Below are 24,541 nucleotides of genomic sequence, written 5' to 3'. Positions count from 1 at the left end.
CATCTTGATCAGGGCAGCTACGCGCTCTCCCGCAGCACCAGCGACGAGGGGAACATGGTCGTCGGCGGTGCCGGGCGTTGTTCCAACACCATGGTCGCTGCTGCTGCGGCGATCCGCCGCACCGGGTGGCTCGCCGTGGTCAGCGCGGTCACCGAGGCCAGCGGGATGTCGTCGAACCCGGTCACCGCGACGTCGGCGGGCACCCGTACCCCGTCGGCGCGCAACTGGTCGATCACGCCCAGCGCGGTCGCGTCGCTGATCCCGACGATCGCGTCGGTGTCCGGCCAGCGGTGCAGCACCTCCCGGGCGGCCGACCGGCCGCGCGCCGCGCTGAAGTCCCCGGCCACCTCCCGAACCGGCAGCCCGGCCTCACGCAGCAGCCCCCGGTACGCCTCCACCGAGCGGCGCGAACAGGCCAGCCAGGCCGGGCCGGTCACCATCGCGATCCGCCGGCGGCCGGCGGCGTACAGGTGACGGACGATCGCGCTGGTGCCACCGCCGTTGTCGATGTCCACCGACGGTACGGCCGTCGAGCCGATCCCGATCGAGGCGGTCCGCCCGTGCAGCCGGCGCGGCACCACATCGAGCAGGGCTTCGGTGGTGTTGACCAGTACCAGGCCGGCCACCGCGCGATCGTCGGCCAGCCGGGCGAGCTGTCCCGGCTGGTCCAGCGGCACCCACGCCACCGTCACCCCGAGCCCGTACGGGGCGCAGACCTGCGCGGTGGTGCTGACCACCTGGTCGAGGTAGCTGTCGTCGAGCACCCCCGGCGAGGTGCCCGCCACCGCCACCAGCAGGCGTACGCCGGCACCCCGCACCAGCGCCCGTGCCGCCGCGTTGGGCACGTAGCCGAGCCGGTCGGCGGCGTCACGCACCCGCTCCCGGGCGATCGGTGACGCGAATCCGCTCTCGGCGAGGACCCGCGACGCTGTCGACCGGGACACCCCGGCCGCCCGGGCGACATCCTCCAGGGTGGCGTGCCGTCGTGCCGTCGTCATGATGTGCTCCCCGTTGCCTGTCCTGCGCGGTTGCCTGTCCTGCGCGCCTCGTGCGGGCGTCCGAGCGCATCATGCCTCGCGGAAGGGCCCGGCGGTAAGGACCGGGGAGGATTGTGCTGGTAGCGCTCCCAGGTGTGGGATCGTGGCGAAAGGTCGGCACCAGGAGAGGAACGCGAACAGGTGGATCCCAGCGCCATCCCCACGGCCGCGCCGGCCAGTTCCGGCCCGTCCCGTACCGTGTTGGCCGCCCGCAACGGCGTGGCGGTGGTGTTCGCGCTCAACGGGCTGGCCGTGGCCACCTGGTTCGCGCGGGTGCCGGCGGTCCGCGACGGCCTCGACCTGACCCCCGGACGCCTCGGGTTGCTCCTGCTGGCCATGTCCATCGGTGCGATCGTCGCCATGCCCACCGCCGGCCTGGTGACCCAGCGGCTCGGTGCGGCCCGCGCGGTGGCCTTGTCCACGCTGATCCTGACGATCGGGTTGACCGTCGCCGGGGTGTCGGCAAGCGTGCTCGACTCACTGGCCGGAGTGGCGGTGGGCCTGTTCGCCGTCGGTTACGGCTCGGGCAGTTGCGATGTCGCGATGAACATCGAGGGTGCGGCCGTCGAGCGTCGACTCGGGCGTACGGTGCTGCCCCGCTTCCACGCCGCGTGGAGCCTGGGCGGGGTGGCCGGTGCCGGGATCGGTGCGGGGGCGGCCCGGCTGGGGGTGCCGATCGGCGTACACCTCAGCGTCCTGGCCGCGCTGGTGCTCGGCGGCACCCTGCTCGGGGCGCGGGCGTTCCTGGCGGCCGAGCCGGAGGCGCAGCCCAGCACCCCGGCGGACCGTCGTCGACGCCTGCTCGCCGCCTGGCGGGAGCCCCGCACCCTGCTCATCGGCCTGCTGGTGCTGGCGGTGGCCTTCGCCGAGGGCAGCGCCAACGACTGGCTCGCGGTGGCCTTCATCGACGGGTACGGCTTCAGCGAGGCGGCCGGCGCGGCGGTCTTCGGTCTCTTCGTGGTCGGCATGACGGTGGGTCGCACCCTCGGCACGGTGGCGCTGGACCGGTGGGGGAGAGGGCCGGTGCTGACCGTGACCATCGTGCTCGCCATCGTCGGGGCCGCCCTGGCGGTGCTCGCCGGCTCCGGCCCGATCGCGGTCGTCGGTGTGCTGCTGTGGGGCCTGGGCGCCTCGCTGGGCTTCCCGGTCGGCATGAGCGCCGCCGCCGACGAGGAGGAGCACGCCCACGTCCGGGTCAGCGTGGTCGCGGTGATCGGTTACACCGCGTTCCTTGCCGGGCCGCCCCTGCTCGGCCTGCTCGGTGACCAGGTGGGCACGCTGCGCGCCCTACTGGTCGTGCCCATCCTCCTCCTGCCTACCCTCGCTCTGGTCCCCGCCGCCCGGCCGCCACGCTGAGTCGAGATCCTGGTACGAAACCGCCGTTCCATGGGCGCTTTCGTACCAGGACCGGTCGGTCACCTGACGGCGACCACGGCGGCGTCGGGGCCGGCGCGCCAGAGGGTGCCGACCTCGGTGAAGTCGGCGGCGGAGAGGGCGGCCAGGTGCCAGGAGACCGGCGGATTCCACTCCGGGCTGTGGCCGGTCGGGTAGATCGCCTGACGCTGGCGTACGAGCGGGCCCAGCGTCTCGTCCTGTTCGGCCTGCTGCCACCACTGTGACCAGGACAGGGCGGCGCCGGCGGCGTACCGCGCAGTGCGGCGTCGTCGTGCCCGGGCCAGCAGCCGCTCGGTCAACTCCGGCAGACCGTCGTCGGGCATGTGGTCGGCGTTGACCAGCAGGCCGCCGGGGCGCAGCAGGTCACGTACCTCGCCGTAGAGGTCGGCCAACCGCTCGGCCGGCAGCCAGTGCAACGCGGTGGCGGTGAGCACCGCGTCGTAGTGCCGGTGGGGCAGGGTGGTGTGCCAGTCGGGGCGGCCGAGGTCGGCGGTCACGATGCTGGCCCGGTCACCCAAGGTGGCGGTGGCGAGAGCGAGCAGGGCAGGGTCCAGATCGACCAGGGTCAGGTCGGCGTCGGGGAAGCGGCGCAATGCGCGCAGCGAGATGGTGCCGGTGCCGCCGGCCAGGTCGAGCAGCCGCAGCGGCGCGCTGTCGCGGATGGCGTCGACCGCGTCGAGCATGGCGGCGAAGCGCTGCTCCCGATCCGGCAGGTACGCCTCCTGCTGCCGGTCCCAGCTCTCCTGCCAGGCGTCCATGTCCGAGATGTAAGTGCTCACAGCCGGACACGCTACTTACATCTCACGGAACCTGTCCAGAGTTGTTGCCAACAATTTGCAATAGAGAGAGAATGGCGGGGCGATGATCCTGGGGCCGTCGGCGGATGCCGACGGCCCCTGCCACCGGCGATAACATGGTCGCCCGAGGGCGGGGCCCGCCCGACCGTACGGCCTCAGGAGTCAGGTGGAACCGCAGCGCACCGCCGCGCACGAGATGTTCGACGCCGACGTGGCCTCGAACCGGCTCGGCATTGAGTTGATCAAGGCTGCGGACGGTGCCGCGGTGGCCCGCATGCGGATCACCGCCGAGATGGTCAACGGACATCGCATCGCCCACGGCGGCTTCGTGTTCCTGCTCGCCGATACCGCTTTCGCGCTCGCCTGCAACAGCCACGGGCCGGTGACCGTCGCGGCCGGTGGCGAGATCACCTTCGTCCGTCCGGCGCACGAGGGTGACCTGCTGCTCGCCCGCGCCACCGAACGCACCAGGTACGGGCGCAGCGGGATCTACGACGTCACGGTGACCCGCGAGGACGGGCAGGTGGTGGCCGAGTTCCGAGGCCACAGCCGCTCCCTGCGCCCGGGCACGGGCCGCCCCGACCCGGCGGAGAAGTCCAGTGCCGGAGCGGCTGCCGGCCGCCGAAGCTGACCCACCGGCCCGGACCCGCCCCGCCGCACCACACACCTCCGCCGGCTGGCCGGCCTCCACGGCACCGCCGGTCCGGCCGGCCATCGTGGTGAGGTTGGCCCGGCGGGCGAACGCGGCCCGCAGGGCCCGGGTCAGCCGGGCGGCGGCGACCTGGCCCAGCACCGGATCGGCGAACCGGTGTCCGCCGGTCGGCAGCGCCACGAGCAGACCCGCCCTGGTCAGGTCGGCCAGCGCCACTGCCGCCCGATCCGCCGACCAGCCCACCGCGCGGGCCAGCTGCGTCGCCGAGCAGCGGGTCGAGACGGTGGCGGCCATCAGGGCGATCCGGAGCGAATCGTCGAGACGGTCCAGCCGGGCGTCGACCACCCGGCGCACGCTCTCCGGCACGGGGGGAGGGGTCGCCGCGTCGGCGTCGAGCGCGTCCACGTACGCCCTGGCATAGCCGGGGTTGCCGCCGACGAGCGGGATCAGGTGCCGCACCAGCGAGATCGGCCGCCCGGCCCGGCGCAACAGTCGGTGCAGCAACCGGCCGGTGGTCACCGCGTCGAGTGGACGCAACGGCACCGGGGCCCATCCGGCAACCTCGCCGGTACCTGTCGCGACCAGCGCCAGCGGCAGGCCGTCGGCCGTGGCCTGGTCGAGCAGCAGGTCCAGTTGGTGACGCAGCGCCGGCGCGGCCCGGTCGAGATCGTCGACGGCCACCACCACCGGTTGCCGCCGGGCCAGGCTCAGCAGCACCTCCCGCCAACAGGCCGCGGCTCGGACGCCGGTCGTGCCGGGTGCACCGGTCACCGCAGCCGTCGCCGCCGCCAGGCACTGCGCCGACACCTGCCCGTGCAGGGCGGCGGACAGGCGACGACGTACCGTCGCGGCGTCGTCGGTGTCACGGACCCCGGCCAGCCCGCGCAGCAGGTCCACAAGCGGAGTCAGCGGACCGTCCGGGTACGGCGGGCAGGTCGTCACGCACCATCGCACCGCGCCACCCTCCACTGTGGGAGTGCTGCGGACCAGTTCGCGGAGCAACCGGCTGCGGCCCGCCCCGCGCGGCCCGGTCAGCAGCAGACGCCGTGGACCGGATCCGCGTACCGCCTCGGTCAGGTGTTCGCGGGCCACGGCCAGCTCGCGACGCCGGCCGAGCAACGGGCCGTCGGCCGAGGGCAGTTCGGGACGCAGCGTGCCGGTGGCCAGCCAGATGTCGACCGGCACGTCCTTGCCGGCCACCGTCACCGCCGGCACCGGCTGCTGGGCGATCAGGCCGGCGACGGCCCGGTGCGTGGCCGCGCAGAGCGCCACCCCGCCGTGCGGCGCGTACCCCTGCAACCGGGCGGCCAGGGTGATGACCGCGCCGCTGGCCACGCCGTGCCCGCCGTCGTGCCCCATCCCGAGGTCCACCACCGCCTCGCCGGTGGCGACCCCGACCCGCACCCGCAGCCCGGGGGCCAGGGCGGGGGTACGGCGGTCGAGCGCCCGTTGGATCTCCAGGCCGGCCCGCACCGCCCGGTACGCCTGCCACCCGTCACCGGTGCGCGCGCCGAACAGGGCCATCACGGCGTCGCCGACGTACTTCTCCACCGCCCCGTCCCAGCGGCGCAGCACCCGGGCGACGGTGCCGAAGTAGACGCGTTGCAGGGCCCGGACGTCCTCCGGGTCGAGCCGGTCGACCAGCCGGGTCGACCCGACGATGTCGACGAAGAGCACGGTGACGGTCCGCCGCTGTTCGGTCACCGACCAGCGCAATCGGCTGGTCGGCCCGTAAGCACGGACGATGGTGGACATTGGCATCGGACGCACCCGCCTCTCCCCGCTTGGGTCGACGTTGCGGGGAGACTGTCACTGCAGGTCTGACCGGCGGATCGGCAGAACGACGTATGTCGGCCGGGCGCAACCGGTTGGTCGCAATGTCGACGCGAGGTGGGGGACAGGGGTGCGGCGGCGGTAGAACGGGAAGGGCGGCTGTGACTAGGCTGCGAGCCATGGCCAGCGACGTGGACAGCACACCGCTCGTCGGTCGGGCCGACCTGGTGGCGACGGCGCGCGCCGCGCTGCTCGACGATGTGGCGCCGGGAAGCACGGCTGCCGTCTTCCTCACCGGCGAGAGCGGGGTGGGTAAGACCAGACTGCTCCGCGAGCTCGGCCAACGGCTGGGCGACGCGGGTGCGCTGGTGCTCACCGGCTCCTGTCTGGACATCGGCGACGCCTCACCCCTGCATCCGCTGCGGCAGGCGCTGCGTCGTCTCGACGTCGACCTGCCGCCGGCCGCCGCCGCCTCGGTCCGCGCGTTGCTGGCGATGTTCGCCGAGGACGCGGCGGGGCCGGACGGCGCGGGCGCGCTGTTGGAGCGCGTCGCCCGAGGACTGAGCGTGATCGCCGGCGGTCGGCCCGTGGTGCTGGTCCTCGACGACCTGCAGTGGGTCGACCGGACGACCCGGCAACTACTGCTGTATCTGCTGGCCGGCCTCGGTGACCTTCAGTTGTCGGTGCTCGCGGCGGTGCGTTCGGAGTCCCTTCAGGGGGCGCATCCGCTGCGCCGGGTGCTCACCGAGCTGCGTCGACTGCGCTCGGTGCAGGTGCTCGATCTCGCCCCGCTGGACCGGGCCGCCGCCGAGCAGCTCGCCGCGGCGGTGGTGGGTCGTCCGCTGCCCCCCGAGGCGGTCGAGCAGTTGTGTCAGCGCAGCGGCGGCAACCCGTTCGTCGTCGAGGAGCTCGCGCGGGATCTGCGCGACGGCCGGGACGGGCTCTCCGACACCCTGCGCGAGGTCTTCCTGGCCCGGGTGGACGCGTTACCGCAACCGGCGCACCGGGTCGTGCACGCGGTGGCCGCCGGGGTGGAGCCGGTCGAGCACTGGCTGCTCGCCCAGGTGGTCGCACTGCCCGAACAGGACCTGCTGGACGCGATCCGGGCGACCGTGGCCCACCGGCTGGTGGTCAGCTCCCACGACGGTTATCGACTGCGGCACCGACTCGTCGCCGAGGTGCTGGAGGACGAGCTGCTGCCCGCCGAGCGGGCCCTGCTGCACCGCCGGTACGCCGAGGCGCTGACCGCCGCGCCGGGGGAGTTGCACCAGGCCCGACTGGCCCACCACTGGCGGCTGGCCGGCGAGCCGCAGCGGGCGCTGCCGGCGGCGGTGGCCGCCGCGCAGGAGGCGGAGCGGCTGTACGGCTACGCGGAGGCGCACCGGCACTGGTCGGTCGCGGTGGAGCTGGCCGAAGGGCTGCCCGACGCGGAGCGGGCGACGCTGCTCAGGCACGCGGCCGAGGCCGCCCACCACTGCGGCGAGTACGCCCGCGCGCTGGCGCTGCTGGAGAAGCTGGCCGCCATCGACGTCGATCAGACGGCCTGTGAGCTGCACATCCGTCGAGCCCGCTACCTGGCGGCGGCCGGCCGTTCGGCGTTGGCCGAGGCGGAGTACCAGCGTGCCCTCGACGCCGCGGACTGCAGCCCTCGGCAGCGGGCCACGGCCGCCGCGCACCTGGCCGAGTTGCTGCTGCAGCTGGGCCGGTACGCCGACGCGGGCCAGTGGGCCAAGGAGGCGCTGAGCCTGGCCGAGCAGGCCGAGGGCGCCACCACGGAGGTGGTCCTGGCCAGCATGGCGTTGGGCTTCTCCGAGGCGTACCGCCAGGATCCGGACGCCGGGTTGGCCGTGCTGCGTCGGGCGTTGACGACCGCCGAACGCGCCGGCCGGCCCGAAGACGTCGCCCTGGCCTATCTGCATCTGGCCGAGCTGCTCACCGGGCCGCTGAACCGCATGGAGGAGGGGGTGGTGGTGGCCCGCCGGGGCGCCGAGCGGGTGGCCGAGCTGGGGCTCGGTCGCAGCTACGAGACCCGGCTGCTGGCGATCGCCACGAACGGTCTGTTCCGGGTGGGTCAGTGGGCCGAGGCGGAGAAGGTGGTGGCGGCGGCCCTGCGGCATCGCCCCTCCGGCACCGACGCGGTCGAGTTGCTGCTGGCCCGGTGCCGCCTCTCGGTAGGCTACGGCGACATCGAGGCGGCCGACCGGGACCTCGACGCGGTGGCCACCATGCTGGCCGGCGGTGGTGCCCGGCACGTTATCCCCCTGCTCACCCTGCGGGCCGGGCTGGCCATGTGGCAGGGCCGCCACGACGTGGCCCGGCATGCGGTGCAGCGGGGGCTGACCGAGACCCGCTCCGACGACCTGGTCATCGTCGCGGTGCTCGTCTGGCACGGTCTGCGTGCCGAGGCGGAGGCGAAGGCCAACCGCACCTCCGTCGACGACAACGCGGTGCGCCGGTTGCGGCAGATCGTCGACCGGGTGGCCGAGAAGAGCGTGCGCGCGGCCCAGCCGGTGCGCGACGTGGTCGACGGCTACCTGGCGCTCTGCGCCGCCGAGGTGAGCCGGCTCGACGTGACCGATCCGGACCTGTGGGCGCGGGCCGCCGCGGCGTGGGATCACCGCAACCACCCGTATCCGGCGGCGTACTCCCGACTGCGTCAGGCGGAGGCGTTGCTGGCGCGTCGGCGGCGTACCGCCACGGCGGGCAAGCTGCTGCGGCAGGCGTACCAGACGACCCAGGGGCTCGGCGCGGTGCCGTTGACCGACGAGATCCGTACCCTCGCCGGTCGTGCCCGGGTGACGCTTGAGGAGACCGGCCCGCTGGGGGCACGCGAGCCGGCCGGTGTCGGTGGCGAGGAACTCGCCGCGCTCACCGCCCGCGAGCGTGAGGTCCTGGCCGCGGTGGCCGAGGGGTTGACCAATCGGGAGATCGGCCAGCGGTTGTACATCAGCGAACGGACCATCGGCGTCCACGTGTCGCACATCTTCGACAAGCTCCAGGTACGTACCCGCGTCCAGGCCAGCGCCATCTTCCTACGTAGTCGGACGTAGGTGTCGGATAGGTAGTTCTACTGATGTCGTACGGGTGGTCCTCCTGAAAGGCTGAGCCCGGCGCCGCAAGGGCACGGCGGCGGCGACGATCAGCGTGGAGGGCGACATGAGCGAGCGGGTCTGGGGGCCGATACACGGGGACATCGTCGACCTGCTCGCCGACCACCCGACGGACGTGCCGGCGGTGGTCGACCACCTGACCAAGCTGCAGGACATGCTGGTCCGGCTGCCTCCGCTGCTGGACAGCTGCCCGTTGGCCGACTTCAACAAGCTGTACCTGACCATCACCACAAGCGTGCTGGACGGCCTGTACGCCGACCGGTTCGTCGACCCGGCCTTCCTGTCCCGACTGGATGTGGAGTTCGCCGCCCGCTACTTCGACGCGCTGCGGCTGTGGACCGACTCCAGCCCGGGTACGCCCAAGGCATGGTCCTGCCTGTTCGAGCGGATGCGCGGCCCGGACGCCCGACCGCTGCCCTCGGCGGCGGCCGGAGTCAACGCGCACATCAACTTCGACCTGCCGTTCGCGCTGGTCACCACGTTCGCCCACCTGGAGTCCGAGCCGGTCGACGGAAGTGACCAGCACCGCGACTACCTGGAGATCAACAAGATCTTCGCAGACAAGATCCCCGGTCTGCGCCGGGGTTACCTGGAGCGGTGGCAGCTGCTCATCGACATGCTCAACGGGGAGATCGACGACTGGTACCAGGGTGAGTTGATCGGATACACGCGGGACGTCGCCTGGCGCAACGCCCAGCGGGTCTGGCGGTGCCGGCACGACCCGCTCCAACACGAACGCGAGCGTAAGCGGCTCGACGAGACGGCCGCGGCGCTCGGTCGGTTGCTGCTCTCGCCCCTGGGGGCGTTTCTGCAGTAGCCGGGGACGGGGGGTCCCCGCGCCCGGCCCGTGGGCGGGGCGCGGGGGCGGTCCGGCAGCCGGGGGGCATCGCCGGGATCGGACCAGGGGGGAGCAGGGGGTCGGCCGGCCCGGGGGGTGTCGGCCGGCCCCCTGCGGGTACGCCGCCCCCATGACCGCTGTGTCCCGGCGCCGTCCCGCAACACGGCCCCGACCTCGCCCCTCCGCCCCGGCACGTCCCGCCCGGCCGGGAGACCGTGCCGGCCGGGGAGCCCGCGGATGAGCCGGCGGCGCTTCGAGTTCCGCTTCGATCCACCGTGGCGACCCGTGCTGGCCCTGTTCGGTGTGCGGCCGTCGACGGCCTGGGTCGATGTCGACGCCGACGAGGTCACGGTGCGTTTCGGGCCCTGGCTGCTGCGGACCACCCGGGACAACGTGGCCGGGGTCCAGGAGAGCGGCCCGTACCGCTGGTGGCGGGCGATCGGCCCGCACCTGTCGGCCGCCGACGTCGGGGTCACCTTCGGCAGCAGCACCGCGCGAGGGCTCTGCGTCCGTTTCGGCCGACCGGTGCCGGCCCTGCTGCCCGGCCGGTGGCTGCGCCACCCTGCGATGACGGTGACCGTCACTGATCCGGACGCCCTGGCCCGTGCCCTCTCGGCGACACCCGACCGGCTTTGACCGTTTTGTCGAGGTGGTGTTCGGCGACCGCCTACGGTCGGGGCAGTGAGTGGGGGGAGGGCGGGCCAGAACATGGGGGACGGGACCAGAGCGCGACGTGGCCGGGGCCGCCGGGGGAAGGTGTCCGGCACACCCGAGCCCGCACTGCGGGCCGCCCGCGATCCGACCCGGCCGGGCGAGCGGGCCGGTCCACGGGTCGCCGTGCCCGAGCACGTGGCGGTGCGTCAGCCCGGTCCGGCGGTGCCGCCGAGCCGGCTGCGTCGGTGGCTGCTCATGCACCAGGTGCAGCCGGTCGGCCCGGAGACCGCCGAGGGGCACTCCCCGTCGCATGCCTGGTGGCGGGTGATGTGTCTGACCGGCGTCGACTACTTCTCCACCCTGTCGTACCTGCCGGGCATCGCGGTGCTGGCCGCCGGGGCGCTCTCCCCGCTGGCGACCCTGCTGATCGTGGTGCTGACCCTGTTCGGCATGCTGCCGATGTACCGCCGGGTGGCTCGGGACAGCCCGCACGGCCAGGGTTCGGTGGCCATGCTGGAGCGGCTGCTGCCGTTCTGGCGGGGCAAGATCTTCGTGTTGATCCTGCTCGGCTTCGTGGCCACCTCGTGGATCATCACGATCACCCTCTCCTCGGCCGACGCCACCGTGCACATGTTGCAGAACCCGTACCTGCCGGCGGCGTTCAGCGGGAACACCGTCGCGGTCGTGGTGACCGTGGTGCTGCTGCTGATCCTGGGTGGGGTGTTCCTGCTCGGGTTCCGGGAGGCGGTGGCTGTGGCCGTACCCCTGGTCGCCGTCTTCCTCGCCCTGAACGCGGTGATCGTGGTGGTCTCCCTGGTCGAGATCGCCGGTGACCCCCGGGTGCTGTCCGACTGGACCACGGCGTTGACCGCCGGCGGCGGACCGGGGCAGTTGGCGTTGACCGCGGCGTTGGCGTTCCCGCTGCTGGTGCTGGGACTCTCCGGCTTCGAGACCGGGGTGAGCATGATGCCGCTGGTCGCGGGGGAGGGGCCGGACGCGCAGACCCGGTTGGCCGCCCGGATCCGCAACACCCGGCGGCTGCTCACCGCCGCCGCGTTGATCATGTCGGTGTACCTGCTGTCGACCACCTTCGTCACCACCCTGCTCATCCCGCCCGAGGAGTTCGCCCCGGGCGGGGCGGCCAACGGGCGGGCGTTGGCCTACCTCGCCCACGAGCACGTCGGCGAGGCGTTCGGCACGGTCTACGACCTCAGCAGCGTGCTGATCCTTTGGTTCGCCGGCGCTTCGGCGATGGCCGGTCTGATCAACATCGTGCCGCGCTACCTGCCGTCGTACGGCATGGCGCCGGAGTGGGCGCGGGCGATCCGGCCGGTGGTCATCGTCTACACGGTGATCTGCATCGGCCTGACCGTGGTCTTCCGCGCCGACGTCGACGCGCAGGCCGGGGCGTACGCCACCGGGATCCTGGCGATGATGGTCTCCGCCGCGGTCGCGGTGGCGATCGCCGCGCTCGGCCGTCGCCAGCGTGCGACCGCCGCCGGCTTCACCGTGCTCACCCTGGTCCTGCTGTACGCGTTGACCGAGAACGTGCTGACCAAGCCGGACGGCATCGCCATCTCGGGCCTGTTCATCCTCGGCATCATCGCCGTCTCCCTGGTGTCGCGGGTCAGCCGGACCACGGAGCTGCGGGCGGAACGGGTGGAGTTCGACGAGGCGGCGCGGCAGTTCATCGCCGACTCGGTGGCCCACGACGGTCGGCTGCACGTGATCGCGCACAAGCGGCGCAGTGGCGCGGTCAAGGAGTACACCATCAAGGAACGGGCGCAGCGGGGGCAGAACCCGGTGCCGGGCGCGACCGACGTGCTGTTTCTGGAGATCGACGTGGTCGACCCGTCCGGGTTCCGGCACGTGCTGCGGGTCCGTGGGGTCGAGGTGGGCGGCTACCGGGTGCTGCGGGCCAGCAGCCCGGCCGCGCCCAACGCCATCGCCGCGGTCCTGCTGGCGCTGCGCGACGCCACCGGCGTACGTCCGCACGCGCACTTCGAGTGGTCCGAGGGCAACCCGATCGCGCACCTGCTGCGGTACCTGATCCTGGGCCGGGGTGACACGCCGCCGGTGGTCCGGGAGATCCTGCGCAAGTCCGAGCCCGATCCCGCCCGCCGTCCCGGTATCCACGTCGGCGGTTGAGCCTCGGTCCGGTTCGTGACCAGGACAGAGACATGAAGACGAAAGGCGTACTTATTCACTTATGCCGGATTTCAGCCCTTATTGGTCGTACGTTGCCTCTGGTGGCTACCGCGAGGTCAGCCGCTCCGCGCCCGATTCGGTGCGGCCTCTGTTTCGCACACACGAGAGGCAGGAACCCTCATGTCCACGTACCTCGGGGGCCGACAACCGGCCCGACGCGGGCGCCGATCGCCCTGGTACCTGGCCGGCGGGCTGGCGGCCGGCAGCCTGGTGGCCGCGGTGGCGGGTCTCGGCGGCGCTGCCGCGTCGGCCATCGACCGGGACGCGCCCGCGCCGGCACCGGGCCGGCCCGCCGCGCTCTCCGCCGACAACGGACCCTGGGACGCCGAATCGGCGGACCGGGACAAGCAGGACTGGGACAAGCAGGACCGGGACAAGAAGTGGCACGGCTCCGACGACGCCCAACGCGGCGGCCCCGGAAACGGTCGACCCGACGAACCCGAGGGTCGGCGTAGCGGGGGCAACGGGCGTGCGCCCCAGCACAAGGCCGTGCAGGTGCCCTGTGACTCCACGCGACTGATCGCCGCGCTGGTCCGGGTCAACGCCGAGGGCGGCGGCCTGCTGCGGCTTGCCGACAAGTGCACGTACACCCTGACCCACGCCTTCCAGCAGGCCGACGAGTACGACGGTGGGATCCGCGACGCCCGGGAGGCCGCCGACGCCGCCGAGAACCCGGGTGACGCCGAGGCGCCGCCGCGCAACCCGGCGCACGACACCGCCGGCCTGCCGGTGATCTACCACGCGATCACCATCGAGGGCTCCGGCGCGACCATTTCCCGTGGCGTGCACGCGCCGGACTTCCGCTTCTTCACCGTCCGCGACGGCGGCGAACTCACCCTGCGTGACGTGACCCTGCTCAACGGTCGGTCGAAGGCCGAGGGTGGCAGCATCCACATCGTGCACGGCGCGACCGCAGTCGTCGAACGGGTCACCGTCGCCAACAGCACGTCGCTGTCCGCCGACGGTGGCGGTGGCGGCATCTTCAACGACGGCAACCTGCGCATCAGCGACAGCACACTTGTCGGTAACCGGGCCGCCGGCACCGAGGGCAAGGGCGGGGGCCTGCTCAACGGTGGTGTCATGACCATGTACCGCACCGAGTTCCGGCACAACAGCGCCGTCAGCTACGGCGGCGGGCTGGCCAACTTCCGCGCCGCCGGGGACGTCTACTCCTCCACGTTCGTCCGCAACAACGCCGCGCAGGGTGGCGGACTGGCCAGCTTCTCGGCCCGTACCAAGGTCTTCGACAGCCTGGTCGCCGGCAACAGCGCCCAGACCGGCGGTGGCCTGGCCAACTCCGACGCGGTGCTGGTGCTCGGCCAGCTCACCGTCCGGGACAACCTCGCCACCGTCGCCGGTGGCGGCATCTCCACCGTGCAGGGCCTGCTACCGATCGACGACAGCGTGATCAGTGGCAACACCACGCGCGGCAACGGCGGTGGCGTCTACGCCGCGAAGTCCAACCTGCTCGTGCGCGGCACGGACGTGAAGGGCAACGAGGCGGTCGGCAAGAAGTCGCAGGGCGCCGGGCTCTTCGTCACCGCCGGCACCAGTTCGGTGTACCGCAGCCTGATCGTCGGCAACCGGTCCACTGTGAAGGCCGGCGGCATCCAGGCCGAGCGGGCCCAGGTCAAGATCGACGACGACAGCATCGTCGTCGACAACAGTCCCACCAACTGCCTGGGCAGCAAGGTTCCCGTCGCGCACTGCTTCCGCTGAGCGAGGAACCACCCGACGACGCTGCGTCCGGCCTCCGGCCGCCCGGGTCTCGACGACCGGGCCGTGCGGAGGGCTGGACGCAGCGTCGTCGTACCGGGTCACTGCGAGGGCTCGGGCAGTTCGCAGTCGACCTTCGGGTTGGCGCCGACGTAGTTGAGCGGACCGGCGGCGATGGTCACCAGGATCGTGCCGACCTCGGCGCAGTTGGCTTCCTCGTCGCTGTAGTAACCGCGCTGACCCGCGGCGATCGCGCCGATGACGAGCCAGATCACCACGAGGACTCCGAATATCGACGTGCCACGCATGGTTTCCTCCACGGTCGGGGGTGCTAGCAGGGTGTCCCGGCCATGTACCCCGCCGCGCTCTCCGGCTAACGACGGCCCGTGGCTACCACGACGGCTTGGGCATCTCGGGTGGGCGACCGCGGCTGCGCCGGACGTCGGCCAGGGCCACCCCGGCCAGCACCAGGGCGGCGGCGAGCGCGGCGGCGAGCGGAGGCAGGAACAGCACCGCCGGCGCGGCGGTGAGCAGCGCCAGGATGCCGCCGGGCCGCGACGGCGAGACCCGGTTGAACACCTCCCCCTCGAAGCAGGCCCGACCGAGCAGAAACAGTGCCGGCCCGCCCAGGATGACCACGGCCCAGGAGGGCGGGGTACGTGGCGGCAGGGTGTGCGTCACCAGGTTGAAGCCGGCGGCGGTGACGACAACCCCGGCGACCATGAGCAGATGCGTGAAGGGCGCGGACTTCAGGAAGCGGCCCGGAAACCGTGCGGCCTTGATGAAGCCGGGCAGCAGCTCCCCGGCCTTGTACACGTAGATCTGCCACAGCAACAGGGTGGTGATGAAGGCGATCACCAGGCTGGCGGCCATTTCCAGCTCGGCATGATGGACGCTGTAGGCCATACCGATGACCAGGATCGCGTCGCCCAGGGAGATCATGACGAACTGTTGGAACCGCTCGGCGAGGTGCTCGGCGGTGGCGTTGCGGTGTGCCGGGGGAATGACACCCATGCCGGGTACCGGATAGGCCAGCCAGAGGCCCAGGAAGTCGATGGCCAGGGCGAGTGACCAGAGCGCCAACCGGGCGTCGCCGTCGACGGTGGCCCCGACGATCCACGGCACGGCCGACACCGAGAACCACACGGTCGTTCGGATCGGCCGTTGCCGGAGCTGCTGCTGGTGGCGCAACGCCGGAATGACGAACGGCGCGCGTCCCAGGTGGATCGCGACGTACGCGATGGCGAAGATCAGGCCACGATCGTCGAAGGCCTGGGGTATCGCCGTGGTCATCAGCAGTACGCCGAACATCACCGTGACGACCAGCGCCTTGATCTCGGGGTGTCCCGGGTCGTACAGCTCCGTGAGGAAGGTGGTGAGGACCCAGGTCCACCACACCGCGGCCAGCAGGACTGTCGTCCGGGCGCCCTGGGTCCAGGTGAGATCCTTGGCCAGGTCGTGCGAGATGAGGGCGAGTGCGACGACGTAGACGAGGTCGAAGAAGAGTTCCAGCAGGGTCGTCCGCGTGGGCGTCCTCGCGCTGCGGAGCACACATGCCGAGCGCGCGGGATCCTGCGGCAACGGCACGGGTGGCTCCTGGACTACCGACTGTCGGTTGCTGGTGGGCCCTGCGATGTCGACATCGCAGACCCTAACCGCCCCGCCCCGCCCAGGTGCCCCGTTTACCGACCCCCGTACAACTTCGGGGAATGTGCTGCCTCCGCCCGCACCGAGGCGACATCTTCCCCGAAGTTGCACCCGCTGGTGATCCGGACGGCGGGATGTGTCCGGGGGCGTAGGTGGGGCGGCGCCTTGACGGGGCGCTGCCCCTACCCGCGGTGGTTGGGTGCGGCGGTGTCGCTCAGGGGGTGTCGTCGGGCTGGGCGGCCAGGATCTTCGCCTGCTGTGGCCAGGTCACCAGGCTGGCGGTGGCCCGCAGCCCGGCACCCCGGATGGTGTCCCGCAGCGTCGCCTCGTCCAGCTCCGCCAGCTGGTGGTAGGTGCGGATGCCCGCGCCGTGCAGGGCGGCGGCCATCTTCGGCCCGACACCCTGGATCCGCCGGAAGTCGTCGACGGCATCGCTGGCGTCGGCGGCAACGGCGGCGGCCGGGGCGGCCGGGGTCTCGTCGGTGCTGGCTGCCGGGATGGCCTCGGTGCGCGGGCGGGGCGTGGTGGTGGCCTTGCGCCGCTTCGGCGGGGTGGCTACGGCGGGACGGGCCGCCGCGGTCTCCTCGACCGCCGGCTCCACCGGACCGTCCGGGACGGACACCGCCGGTGCCGACTCGGGCTCGACCGTCGTGTCGGCCACCACGGCGTCCGTCGTGGTGGCCGGCTCGGAGACGTCCGTCGTGGTGGCCGGTTCGGGGATCTCCGTCGTGGTGTCGGGCTCAGCGATGCTCGTCGTGGCGACGGGCTCGGGGGTGTCCGTGGTCGCCACCGACTCCGGAGTGTCCGTCGTGGCGACGGGTGCCGCCTTATCTATCGTGGCGACGGGTGCCGCAGTGTCGGTCGTGGCGATCGGATCCGCCGCGTCCAGCGTGGTGACGGGCGCGGCGGAGTCGGTCGTGGCGACCGGTTCGGCGGACACGCTGGGTGTCGGCTCCGACGACGCGGGCTGGCTGCTCGGGCTCGACTGCTCGGTTTCGGCGGGCTGGCGGGACGCCGGCACCGGTGCCTGGCTGGTGGTGGGGTGCGTCGACGCGGGCGGTTCGCCACGACGGTTGCGCAGCAGCACCCAGCCCCCGGCCAGGCCCACCAACAGCACCACGAGCAGTATCAGCCAATTGCCGACAGAGTCGATCACGGCAAACCTCCCTGAAGTTCACGTCCGGATCGTGGCGAGAAAAACTCGCCGAAGCTTCGCATACCAGCGACGTGGGCAACAGGCAGGTCAGGTAACAGTCCGTGTCGTTGCGGCCGGAGCTACCAGCGGTGCCCGGCAAGGAACGGAGGGTGTCCGCCATGGCGGCACGCCGACGATCCCGGCGCCGTCGCGGGAGCCGGGATCGTCGGTACGGGCGGAGGTCGGCTGCCGGATCAGTCCTCCTCGCCGCGATAGGTGTAGAAGTCGTCGACGAACTTGCGCCGCAGTCGGGGCACCCGGCTGGTGACCCGGAAGTAGCCCCGCGCGCCGAGCAGGGCCAGCCGACCGAACACCGGCTTGTACATCCGGTCGTCGCCGCTGGTGCCGCTGCGCGCCAACGAGTCGGCCACCCGGGCGAAGCCGTACGGCACCATCACCGCCTCGTAGTCGGCCACCGCCTGGATCAGGGACTTCTCACCGGCGGCGGCGAGGATCAGTTGCCGGCGCAGCAGGTTCGCGTCCCGCAGCGCGGTGTTGGCGCCCACGCCCCGGCCCGGTGTCATGGTGTGGATCGCATCGCCGAGCAGGGTCACCGTACTGCTGTGCCAGGGCGGCACCGGCTCCGATGTGGACACCCGGATCGGCAGGGCGCTGTCCGGGTCGGCCTGCCGGAGCAGGTCGCGCAGGCGAGGGTGCCAGTTCGCGGTGAGGTCCAGCGCCACCTGGATCAACTCCGACCCCCGGCGACGCATCACGTCCTCGGGGAAGCGTCGGGCGGTGCTCCAGACCACCAGGTTGATGTTGTCGCGGGTGCTGTCGTGCCGCAGCCCCGGCCAGTCCGCGAGCAGCGCCGCATCGGCGGGGTCGACGTCCGGCTTGAGTCGACCGTCGGCGTTCCACTTGAACTCCATCACGTGCAGCACGCCCATCATCCCGCCGGTCCCGAAGATCAGCGAGATGCCCCGCTGCACCGCCGGTGGCAGCAGGGCCCGGGTGTCGTCGGTGAGCGGGATCCGGGTGGCGATGTTGATCGTGCCGGCGTCCCGGATCACCGCGTGCGGCAGGTACTGGCGGCGTACCGCCGACTGAGTGCCGTCCGCGGCCACCAGCAGGTCACCGGTGGCGGTGCTGCCGTCGGCGAAGTGGGCGGTGACGGTGCCGTCGTGGTGCTGCTCGTACCGGGTGAAGGTGCGGTCGAAGTGCACCACATCTTCCAAGCCGGTCAACAGCACCTGGCGCAGCGTCATCCGCGCCACCGACCGCTCGGTGTCGACCGGATGGGTGTCCGGACGCAGCGGGAACGACGCCGTGGGCCGCAGCTTCTGGTCCAGCACGTTGAAGTAGCGCGGCGACCGGGCGCAGGTGGCCAGGTAGATGTCGAACAGTTCGGGTGGGAGGCAGTCGCGCAGCGCTCGACTGCCGGTCGGGCCGATCCCCACGCGGTAGCCGAGGAGCCCGTCCGCCCGGCTGCGATGGCGCTCGTACACCTCGACGCCGATGCCGGCTCGGCGAAGCCCGTGTGCCAGGCAGAGTCCGCCCGTGCCGGCGCCGATGATCAGTACGTGCGGTGTCCGGGTGACCACGGTGCCGTCCGGTCAGCTGGCCGCACGCGGTGCCGGAACGTCCGCGCCGTCCCAGCGATAGAAGCAGTTGGCGATGGCGTCGCGGGGCGAACGCCAGGTCGGCAGGTAGGGCGAGGTGTGCGCGGAGAGCCGCTCGTTGACCTGGCGGTAGAGCGGGTGGTTGCGGGCCGTCGCCAGGGCGTCCGCACCGACGTCCTCGGTCTCCATCAGGTGTACGCACAGATCGTGCAGGCAGTACAGGGAACGGTGACGTACCCCGGTCAGGCCGGGCAGTTCGGTCGCGTCGGATTCGGCGAAGATCTGCGCCACCCGACCCTCCGCGCCCGGGATGATCCTGCTGACGATAACGAGACGGCTGCTCATCGGTCCCCTCTCACCGGTGGTCGCGCCGGCTGCCTCGCCGGACGCACCTGTCACCCTGCCTGCGGGCCTGTCACCTGACCGTCAACGTCGACGGTCGATGCGGTGACGCCGGCGCGCATGATCAACCGCTCTGGTGGGTGGACCGCAGCGCCGGGTACCGACGTGGCGTAGAGGTCGCCTGACTGGCGCGGCGGATCGGTTCCAGGGTGTCGTCGAGCAGGGCGCTCATCGCCGGGGAGGGCTCCAGCCGCAGTTCGCGCAGCAGCAGGTCGCGGTAGACGTAGAAGGCGTGCACCGCTTCGAAGGCGTTGCCCTCGGCGAGATGGATCCGCACCACGAGCCGGTGCGGCGTCTCGCGCAGTGGCTCCGCGGCCATCGCCTCCAGCGCCGCGTCGAGCGCCTCACCATGGCGTCCGGCGACCAGGTGGTGACCGGCCACCTGCTCCAGCATGTGCAGTCGGAGTTGGCGCAACCGTTCCCGCTCGGCCAACACCCACTCGTCGTACCAGCCGGGCAGCAGGTCGTGTCGCCCGGCGGCGAGCGCCTGCGCGGCGTCGGTGGGGGTCTGGCCGTCGCGTACCCGGCCGGCGGTGTCGACCAGCTTGTCGACGTCGACCTGCACCGCCGGATCGAGGCGGACCGTGTCGGCGTTTGTCGCCAAGGGACAGTACGGGTCCTGACGCAGCCGCCACAGCGCGGTCCGCAACGAGGACAGGGCCCGCTCCTCGGTGGTCTCCGGCCACAACAGGCCGGCCAGGTGGGTGCGGGTCGTCGCGGGCCGCAGCCCGATCAGCGCGATGACTCGTTGCAGGCCACGCGGCACCACCACCGGGGTGTCGTCGTGGGTCAGCCGGAAACCACCGAGCAGATGAAGTCGGACCTCGGCGTCCCGGAGTTTCCCGGTGGTCGGCGTGGGCGAATCGGCCACGGGCACCCCCTGCGCAAGGCGTTGTCTGCGGGCATGGCCGGGCCCCGGCGTGGCCGCCGCGACGCCACTGTCGACTGCGAACGTCGCGCAACCGCACGCGCGAAGCCGGGTCGGACCGTCGTGAAGGCTATCAATCGCAGTTACTGTGGGTCAACGCACATGTCGGCTACGTAACTCGTACGTCATCTTTGAAAGCGCCTCTGAACTGGTCAATCGTAGTGGTGTTCAGGTTCGGTGTCGCACAGCTGAGCCACAGCTTGCGTCAACGCAGCGTCACCGACACCGGTGACGGTGGAGGGTGTCGGTGACGCCCGGGTGACGGCCCGGTCCCCATCGTGTCGACAGTCGACCCGGACATCGGGTGGGGTCGGCAACGGCCCGTGGGGAGGAAACAACATGGACCGAACGCTGATCGTGGCGAAGGTGGTCCCGACCGCCGAGGACGCGGTCGCCGAGATCTTCGCCGAATCCGACACGACCGAACTGCCACACCTCGTCGGCGTCGCGCACCGATCGCTGTACCGGCTGCACGACCTGTACGTACACCTGCTGGAAACCGACACGCCCGGCGACGGCGCGGTCGAGGCGGCGCGGGACCACCCGGAGTTCCGGCGGATCAGCGCCCGGCTGCGTCCGTACATCACGCCGTACCTGGCTGACTGGCGCTCGCCTCGGGACGCGATGGCCCGCTGCTTCTACCGCTTCGACGCCGAACCGAGGAGGGAACTATGACCGTCACCGACGGCCGCTCGCTGACCGAGGAGATCACCGACATCCTGGTGACCAACTGCGGGCTCGATCCGGACGCCGCCGCCCGCGAGCCGGCCGCCTCCCTGGAGGAACTGGGGATGGACTCCCTCGCGCTGCTCGAACTGACGGCCGTCGTCGCCGACCGGTGGCGGGTGCGCATCCCCGAGCAGGCCGCCCGGCTGAGCATCCCCGCCGTGGCCGACCTGATCTCCCGCCGCGCCGATCCGCCCGGGCACACCGAGAACAGCATCGTCATCGCCGCGCCGCTGGAACTGGTCTGGTCCGTCACCAACGACGTGGCCGGCTGGCCCGACCTGTTCACCGAGTACGCCCGGGCCGAGATCCTCCACACCGACGGCGACACCGTGCGGTTCCGGCTCACCATGCATCCCGACGAGAACGGGGTGGCCTGGAGCTGGGTCAGCGAACGCACTACCGACCGGGCCACCCGGCAGGTACGGGCCCGTCGGGTCGAAACCGGCCCGTTCGAGTACATGCGGATCCACTGGACCTACACCGAGGAACCGGACGGGATCCGGATGACCTGGGTGCAGGACTTCGCGATGAAACCGACCGCGCCGGTGGACAACGCCGGGATGACCGAGCGGATCAACACCAACAGCCAGGTGCAGCTCGCTGTCATCAAGGAACGGATCGAACGGCTGGCCGGTGCCCGGCCCGCCGCGGTGGCCACCGGAGGCGACGATGCGTGACCTGGCTCTGGTGGCCGCGCGGGACGTGCCCGCCGACCGCCGTCGCGGTGGCGAACTGCGGGTCCTGCTCGGCCCGCGCACCGTCGGCAGCACCTCCGGATTCATGGGCGTGGCGACAATGGAACCGGGGGAGCGGATCGCGGAGCACTACCACCCGTACAGCGAGGAGTTCCTCTACGTCGCCCGGGGTGCGATCACCGTCGACCTCGACGACGAGCCGGTCGCGTTGACCGCCGGTGAGGCGTTGTTCGTGGCCCGCAACGTCCGCCACCGGCTGCGCAACACCGGCGACGTACCCGCCGAGGTGGTCTTCCACCTCGGTCCCCTGGCCCCCCGCCCGGAACTCGGCCACGTCGACACCGAGCTGGTCGAACAGCGGGACGGGTCGTGACCGGCCGACGGACCGTGGTGACCGGCATCGGGGTGGTCGCCCCCGGTGGCGTGACCCGGGACCGGTTCTGGAAGACCATCACCGAGGGGCGTACCGCCACCCGCCGGATCAGCTTCTTCGACCCGACGCCGTTCCGCTCGCAGATCGCCGCCGAGTGCGACTTCGACCCGGACGCCGCGGGCATCCCGCTGGACCGGCGGCGACGCGCCGACCGGTACGTGCAGTTCGCGCTCGCCTGCGCCGCCGAGGCGATCGCCGACAGCGGCCTGGAGTTGACCGACGCCGAGCGCGACAGCGCCGGCGTGGTGCTCGGCACCGCCGTCGGCGGCACCATGGCCCTGGAACAGGAGTACGTCACGGTCAGCGACAGCGGCCGACACTGGCTGGTCGACGCCGGGCTCGGCGGCCCGTACCTCTACCAGGCGCTGGTGCCGAGCAGCCTGGCCGCCGACGTGGCCTGCGCGCACGGCCTGCACGGCCCGGCGCAGGTGATCTCCACCGGCTGCACCTCCGGCATCGACGCGATCGGCTACGCCCACCAGCTCATCACCGACGGCGAGGCGGACATCGTGCTCGCCGGCGCCGCCGACTCGCCCATCTCCCCGGTCACCGTGGCCTCCTTCGACGCCATCGGGGCGACCAGCCCGGACAACGAGGACCCGGCGCACGCGTCGCGCCCGTTCGACGCCGACCGGCACGGTTTCGTGCTGGCCGAGGGGGCGGCGGTGCTGGTGCTGGAGGAGGCCGGGCACGCCCGCCGCCGCGGCGCCCACGTCTACTGCGAGGTGGCCGGCTACGCCAGCCGCAGCAACGGCTACCACATGACCGGCCTGCGCCCCGACGGCGTGGAGATGGCGCTGGCCATCACCGACGCGTTGCGCCAGGCCAGACTGGCGCCGCAGGACATCTCCTACATCAGCGCACACGGCTCCGGCACCCGGCAGAACGACCGGCACGAGACCGCCGCGTTCAAACGGGCGCTCGGCTCGGCCGCGTACCGGGTGCCGATCAGCTCCATCAAGTCGATGGTCGGGCACTCGCTGGGCGCCATCGGTTCCATCGAGATGGCCGCCTGCGCGCTGGCCATCGAGTACGGGGTGGTGCCGCCCACCGCCAACTGGACGACCCGGGATCCGGAGTGCGACCTGGACTACGTGCCCAACGAGGCACGCGAGGTGCCGGTGGACGTGGCCCTGTCGGTCGGCAGCGGCTTCGGCGGCTTCCAGTCGGCGATGCTGTTCCGCCGCCTGGCCCGGGAGGTGCCGGCATGAACGAGCGTCGTCGGGCGGTGGTGACCGGGATCGGCGTGGTCGCGCCCAGCGGCGTCGGCGCCGAGGCGCACTGGCGTACGGTGCTCGCCGGTCAGCGGCGTACCGGCCCGATCACCCTGTTCGACGCCGCCGACTATCCGACCCGACTCGGCGGCGAGGTGCCCGACTTCGACCCGGCCCGGTACACCGACAACCGGGTCCTGGTGCAGACCGACCGCTGGACCCACCTCGGGTTCGCGGCCACCCGGCTGGCCCTGCGCGACGCCGGCCTGCCCGAGCGCCCCGCCGACCCGTACGGCTGGGCGGTCACCCTGGCCAGTTCGTCCGGCGGGAACCTGTTCGGGCAGCGGGAACTTCAGCGGCTCTGGTCGTCGCCGAGCCGCACCGTCGGGGCGTACCAGTCGATCGCCTGGTTCTACGCGGCGAGTGTCGGGCAACTGTCCATCGCGCACCAGGCGAAGGGGCCGTGCGGGGTGCTGGTGGCCGAGTCGGCAGGTGGCCTGGACAGCCTGGCCCACGCCGTACGTACCATCCGGCGGGGCGCGTCCGTGGTGCTGGCCGGGGCCACCGAATGCCCGCTGAGCCCGTACGCGCTGGCCTGCCAGCTGCGCTCCGGCCTGCTCAGCGCGGTGGACGACCCGCAGCGGGCCTACCTGCCGTTCGACGTCTCCGCCAACGGCTACCTACCCGCCGAGGGCGGTGCCGTCTTCGTCGTCGAGGAGTACGAGCACGCGCGGGCCCGGGGGGTACGCGGCTACGGCGAGGTGACCGGCTGGGGCGCCACCCACGACGCGGCACACGCCACCGCCGAGAGCGCCGGCGACCCCCACCAGTACGCCCGGGCGATGCGACTGGCCCTGGGCCGCGCCGGGGTCGAGCCGCACGAGGTGGATCTGGTGGTGCCCGACGCGCTCGGGGTGGCCCGCTACGACCGGGCCGAGGCCAGCGCGCTGCGGGCGGTCTTCGCCGGTACGGCCCCACCGGTCAGCACCCACAAGGCGCTCACCGGGCGGGCGCACCAGGGCGGCTCGGCACTGGACGTGGCGACCGTCCTGCTCGCCTTCGCCCACGACACGCTGCCCCCCTCGGCCGGCCCGCAGCTGGTCGCCGAGGGCTGCGAGCTGGACTTTGTGCGCGAGCCCCGCCGCCCGCGTACCCGGGTGGGTCTGGTCTGTGCGCGCGGCTTCGACGGTTTCAACAGTGCGCTGGTGCTGCGGGGGACGGCACCGGCCGGGAAGGACAAACCATGACGCGAGGACGTGTCGTCTTCCTCGTCCGGGTGCCCACCGAGCGCACCGACGACTTCCTGCGGGCCTATGAGGCCGTCCGGCACCTGGTCGCCGACGGGGTGCCGGGGCACCTGGTCGACCAGGTGTGCCGCTCGGCCACCGATCCGGAGCAGTGGTTGATCACCAGCGAGTGGGCCAGCCTGGCCGACTTCGAGGCGTGGGAACGCAGCCCGGAGCATCGGGATCTGGTCCGGCCGATGCGGGAGTGTTTCACCGACGCCCGGTCGCTGCGCTTTCACGTGCACGCGCAGACCCCGGTCCCGGTCTGAG

The 24,541-nt window shown here is 72.3% G+C and carries 20 protein-coding genes and 2 pseudogenes; 13 read left to right on the top strand and 9 right to left on the bottom strand.

All coding sequences use genetic code 11. The features are described 5' to 3' along the window. Positions 1-17: 17 nt before the first annotated feature. Positions 18-998, bottom strand: coding sequence for a LacI family DNA-binding transcriptional regulator (locus tag Vgi01_RS17355; RefSeq protein ID WP_102656290.1), 981 nt, complete (start codon positions 996-998; stop codon positions 18-20). A 180-nt stretch (positions 999-1,178) separates the two neighbouring features. Here Vgi01_RS17355 and Vgi01_RS17350 point away from each other — a divergent pair, with 180 nt between their 5' ends. After that, positions 1,179-2,393, top strand: a complete 1,215-nt coding sequence (locus tag Vgi01_RS17350; protein ID WP_102656291.1) for an MFS transporter — start codon at positions 1,179-1,181, stop codon at positions 2,391-2,393. Positions 2,394-2,452: 59 nt separating this feature from the next. Here the strand turns inward: Vgi01_RS17350 and Vgi01_RS17345 are convergent, their stop codons facing one another. Further along, entirely contained in the window at positions 2,453-3,211 is a 759-nt protein-coding gene (locus Vgi01_RS17345) for a class I SAM-dependent methyltransferase (protein ID WP_102656292.1), read from the bottom strand. Between the two features lie 214 nt (positions 3,212-3,425). Between Vgi01_RS17345 and paaI the strand changes: the two are divergent. Further along, positions 3,426-3,788, top strand: a pseudogene (gene paaI, locus Vgi01_RS30710) (hydroxyphenylacetyl-CoA thioesterase PaaI); the annotation flags it as partial. Positions 3,789-4,472: 684 nt separating this feature from the next. Here paaI and Vgi01_RS30705 read toward each other — a convergent pair. Then, positions 4,473-5,636 (bottom strand): annotated as a pseudogene (locus Vgi01_RS30705) (adenylate/guanylate cyclase domain-containing protein); the annotation flags it as partial. A 197-nt stretch (positions 5,637-5,833) separates the two neighbouring features. Between Vgi01_RS30705 and Vgi01_RS17335 the strand changes: the two are divergent. The 5 genes from Vgi01_RS17335 (at position 5,834) to Vgi01_RS17315 (ending at position 14,183) form a co-directional block, all read left to right on the top strand. After that, positions 5,834-8,704, top strand: a complete 2,871-nt coding sequence (locus Vgi01_RS17335; protein WP_204291694.1) for a helix-turn-helix transcriptional regulator — start codon at positions 5,834-5,836, stop codon at positions 8,702-8,704. A 106-nt stretch (positions 8,705-8,810) separates the two neighbouring features. Then, complete coding sequence (locus Vgi01_RS17330) at positions 8,811-9,581, top strand: DUF5995 family protein (RefSeq protein ID WP_102656295.1); 771 nt, start codon at positions 8,811-8,813, stop codon at positions 9,579-9,581. A gap of 258 nt (positions 9,582-9,839) precedes the next feature. Next, entirely contained in the window at positions 9,840-10,238 is a 399-nt protein-coding gene (locus Vgi01_RS17325) for a hypothetical protein (RefSeq protein ID WP_204291693.1), read from the top strand. Positions 10,239-10,310: 72 nt separating this feature from the next. Continuing rightward, on the top strand, positions 10,311-12,404 hold the full coding sequence (locus tag Vgi01_RS17320) for an APC family permease (RefSeq protein ID WP_204291734.1): 2,094 nt from the start codon (positions 10,311-10,313) through the stop codon (positions 12,402-12,404). A 180-nt stretch (positions 12,405-12,584) separates the two neighbouring features. Further along, positions 12,585-14,183, top strand: a complete 1,599-nt coding sequence (locus Vgi01_RS17315; protein WP_204291692.1) for a hypothetical protein — start codon at positions 12,585-12,587, stop codon at positions 14,181-14,183. Positions 14,184-14,281: 98 nt separating this feature from the next. On the opposite strand, the gene Vgi01_RS17310 is transcribed toward Vgi01_RS17315, so the two are convergent. The 6 genes from Vgi01_RS17310 to Vgi01_RS17285 all read right to left on the bottom strand — a co-directional run bounded on the left by Vgi01_RS17310 (position 14,282) and on the right by Vgi01_RS17285 (position 19,857). After that, complete coding sequence (locus tag Vgi01_RS17310; protein ID WP_013734509.1) at positions 14,282-14,488, bottom strand: hypothetical protein; 207 nt, start codon at positions 14,486-14,488, stop codon at positions 14,282-14,284. Positions 14,489-14,570: 82 nt separating this feature from the next. Further along, positions 14,571-15,767, bottom strand: coding sequence for a low temperature requirement protein A (locus tag Vgi01_RS17305; RefSeq protein WP_204291691.1), 1,197 nt, complete (start codon positions 15,765-15,767; stop codon positions 14,571-14,573). A 274-nt stretch (positions 15,768-16,041) separates the two neighbouring features. Next, positions 16,042-16,983, bottom strand: coding sequence for a helix-hairpin-helix domain-containing protein (locus tag Vgi01_RS17300; protein ID WP_239089021.1), 942 nt, complete (start codon positions 16,981-16,983; stop codon positions 16,042-16,044). A gap of 233 nt (positions 16,984-17,216) precedes the next feature. Beyond that, entirely contained in the window at positions 17,217-18,566 is a 1,350-nt protein-coding gene (locus Vgi01_RS17295) for an FAD-dependent oxidoreductase (RefSeq protein WP_204291690.1), read from the bottom strand. Between the two features lie 12 nt (positions 18,567-18,578). Further along, positions 18,579-18,929 carry a TcmI family type II polyketide cyclase gene (locus Vgi01_RS17290; RefSeq protein ID WP_043721276.1) on the bottom strand — a complete coding sequence of 117 codons (351 nt, stop codon included), beginning with the start codon at positions 18,927-18,929 and terminating at the stop codon, positions 18,579-18,581. A 121-nt stretch (positions 18,930-19,050) separates the two neighbouring features. Then, complete coding sequence (locus Vgi01_RS17285) at positions 19,051-19,857, bottom strand: AfsR/SARP family transcriptional regulator (RefSeq protein ID WP_204291689.1); 807 nt, start codon at positions 19,855-19,857, stop codon at positions 19,051-19,053. A gap of 396 nt (positions 19,858-20,253) precedes the next feature. Here Vgi01_RS17285 and Vgi01_RS17280 point away from each other — a divergent pair, with 396 nt between their 5' ends. The 6 genes from Vgi01_RS17280 to Vgi01_RS17255 are packed head-to-tail and all read left to right on the top strand — an operon-like array spanning position 20,254 to position 24,540. Further along, a complete protein-coding gene (locus Vgi01_RS17280; RefSeq protein WP_102656302.1) occupies positions 20,254-20,589 on the top strand; it encodes a TcmI family type II polyketide cyclase in 336 nt (111 codons plus the stop codon). Then, positions 20,586-21,320, top strand: coding sequence for an SRPBCC family protein (locus Vgi01_RS17275; protein WP_204291688.1), 735 nt, complete (start codon positions 20,586-20,588; stop codon positions 21,318-21,320). Before Vgi01_RS17280 ends, Vgi01_RS17275 begins: the two co-directional genes overlap by 4 nt. After that, a complete protein-coding gene (locus tag Vgi01_RS17270; RefSeq protein ID WP_204291687.1) occupies positions 21,313-21,711 on the top strand; it encodes a cupin domain-containing protein in 399 nt (132 codons plus the stop codon). The genes Vgi01_RS17275 and Vgi01_RS17270 overlap by 8 nt, the downstream gene beginning before the upstream one ends. Beyond that, positions 21,708-22,982 carry a beta-ketoacyl-[acyl-carrier-protein] synthase family protein gene (locus Vgi01_RS17265; RefSeq protein WP_204291686.1) on the top strand — a complete coding sequence of 425 codons (1,275 nt, stop codon included), beginning with the start codon at positions 21,708-21,710 and terminating at the stop codon, positions 22,980-22,982. The genes Vgi01_RS17270 and Vgi01_RS17265 overlap by 4 nt, the downstream gene beginning before the upstream one ends. After that, positions 22,979-24,232: a beta-ketoacyl synthase N-terminal-like domain-containing protein gene (locus tag Vgi01_RS17260; protein WP_102656305.1), complete on the top strand. Its 1,254-nt coding sequence runs from the start codon at positions 22,979-22,981 to the stop codon at positions 24,230-24,232. The genes Vgi01_RS17265 and Vgi01_RS17260 overlap by 4 nt, the downstream gene beginning before the upstream one ends. Continuing rightward, on the top strand, positions 24,229-24,540 hold the full coding sequence (locus Vgi01_RS17255) for an antibiotic biosynthesis monooxygenase family protein (RefSeq protein WP_013734499.1): 312 nt from the start codon (positions 24,229-24,231) through the stop codon (positions 24,538-24,540). The genes Vgi01_RS17260 and Vgi01_RS17255 overlap by 4 nt, the downstream gene beginning before the upstream one ends. Position 24,541 lies beyond the last annotated feature (1 nt).

Source organism: Micromonospora gifhornensis (genome assembly GCF_016863515.1).
GTDB lineage: Bacteria > Actinomycetota > Actinomycetes > Mycobacteriales > Micromonosporaceae > Micromonospora > Micromonospora gifhornensis.
The sequence above is the reverse complement of the archived record's forward strand: the minus strand, read 5'-3'. Positions and strand labels throughout refer to the sequence as shown.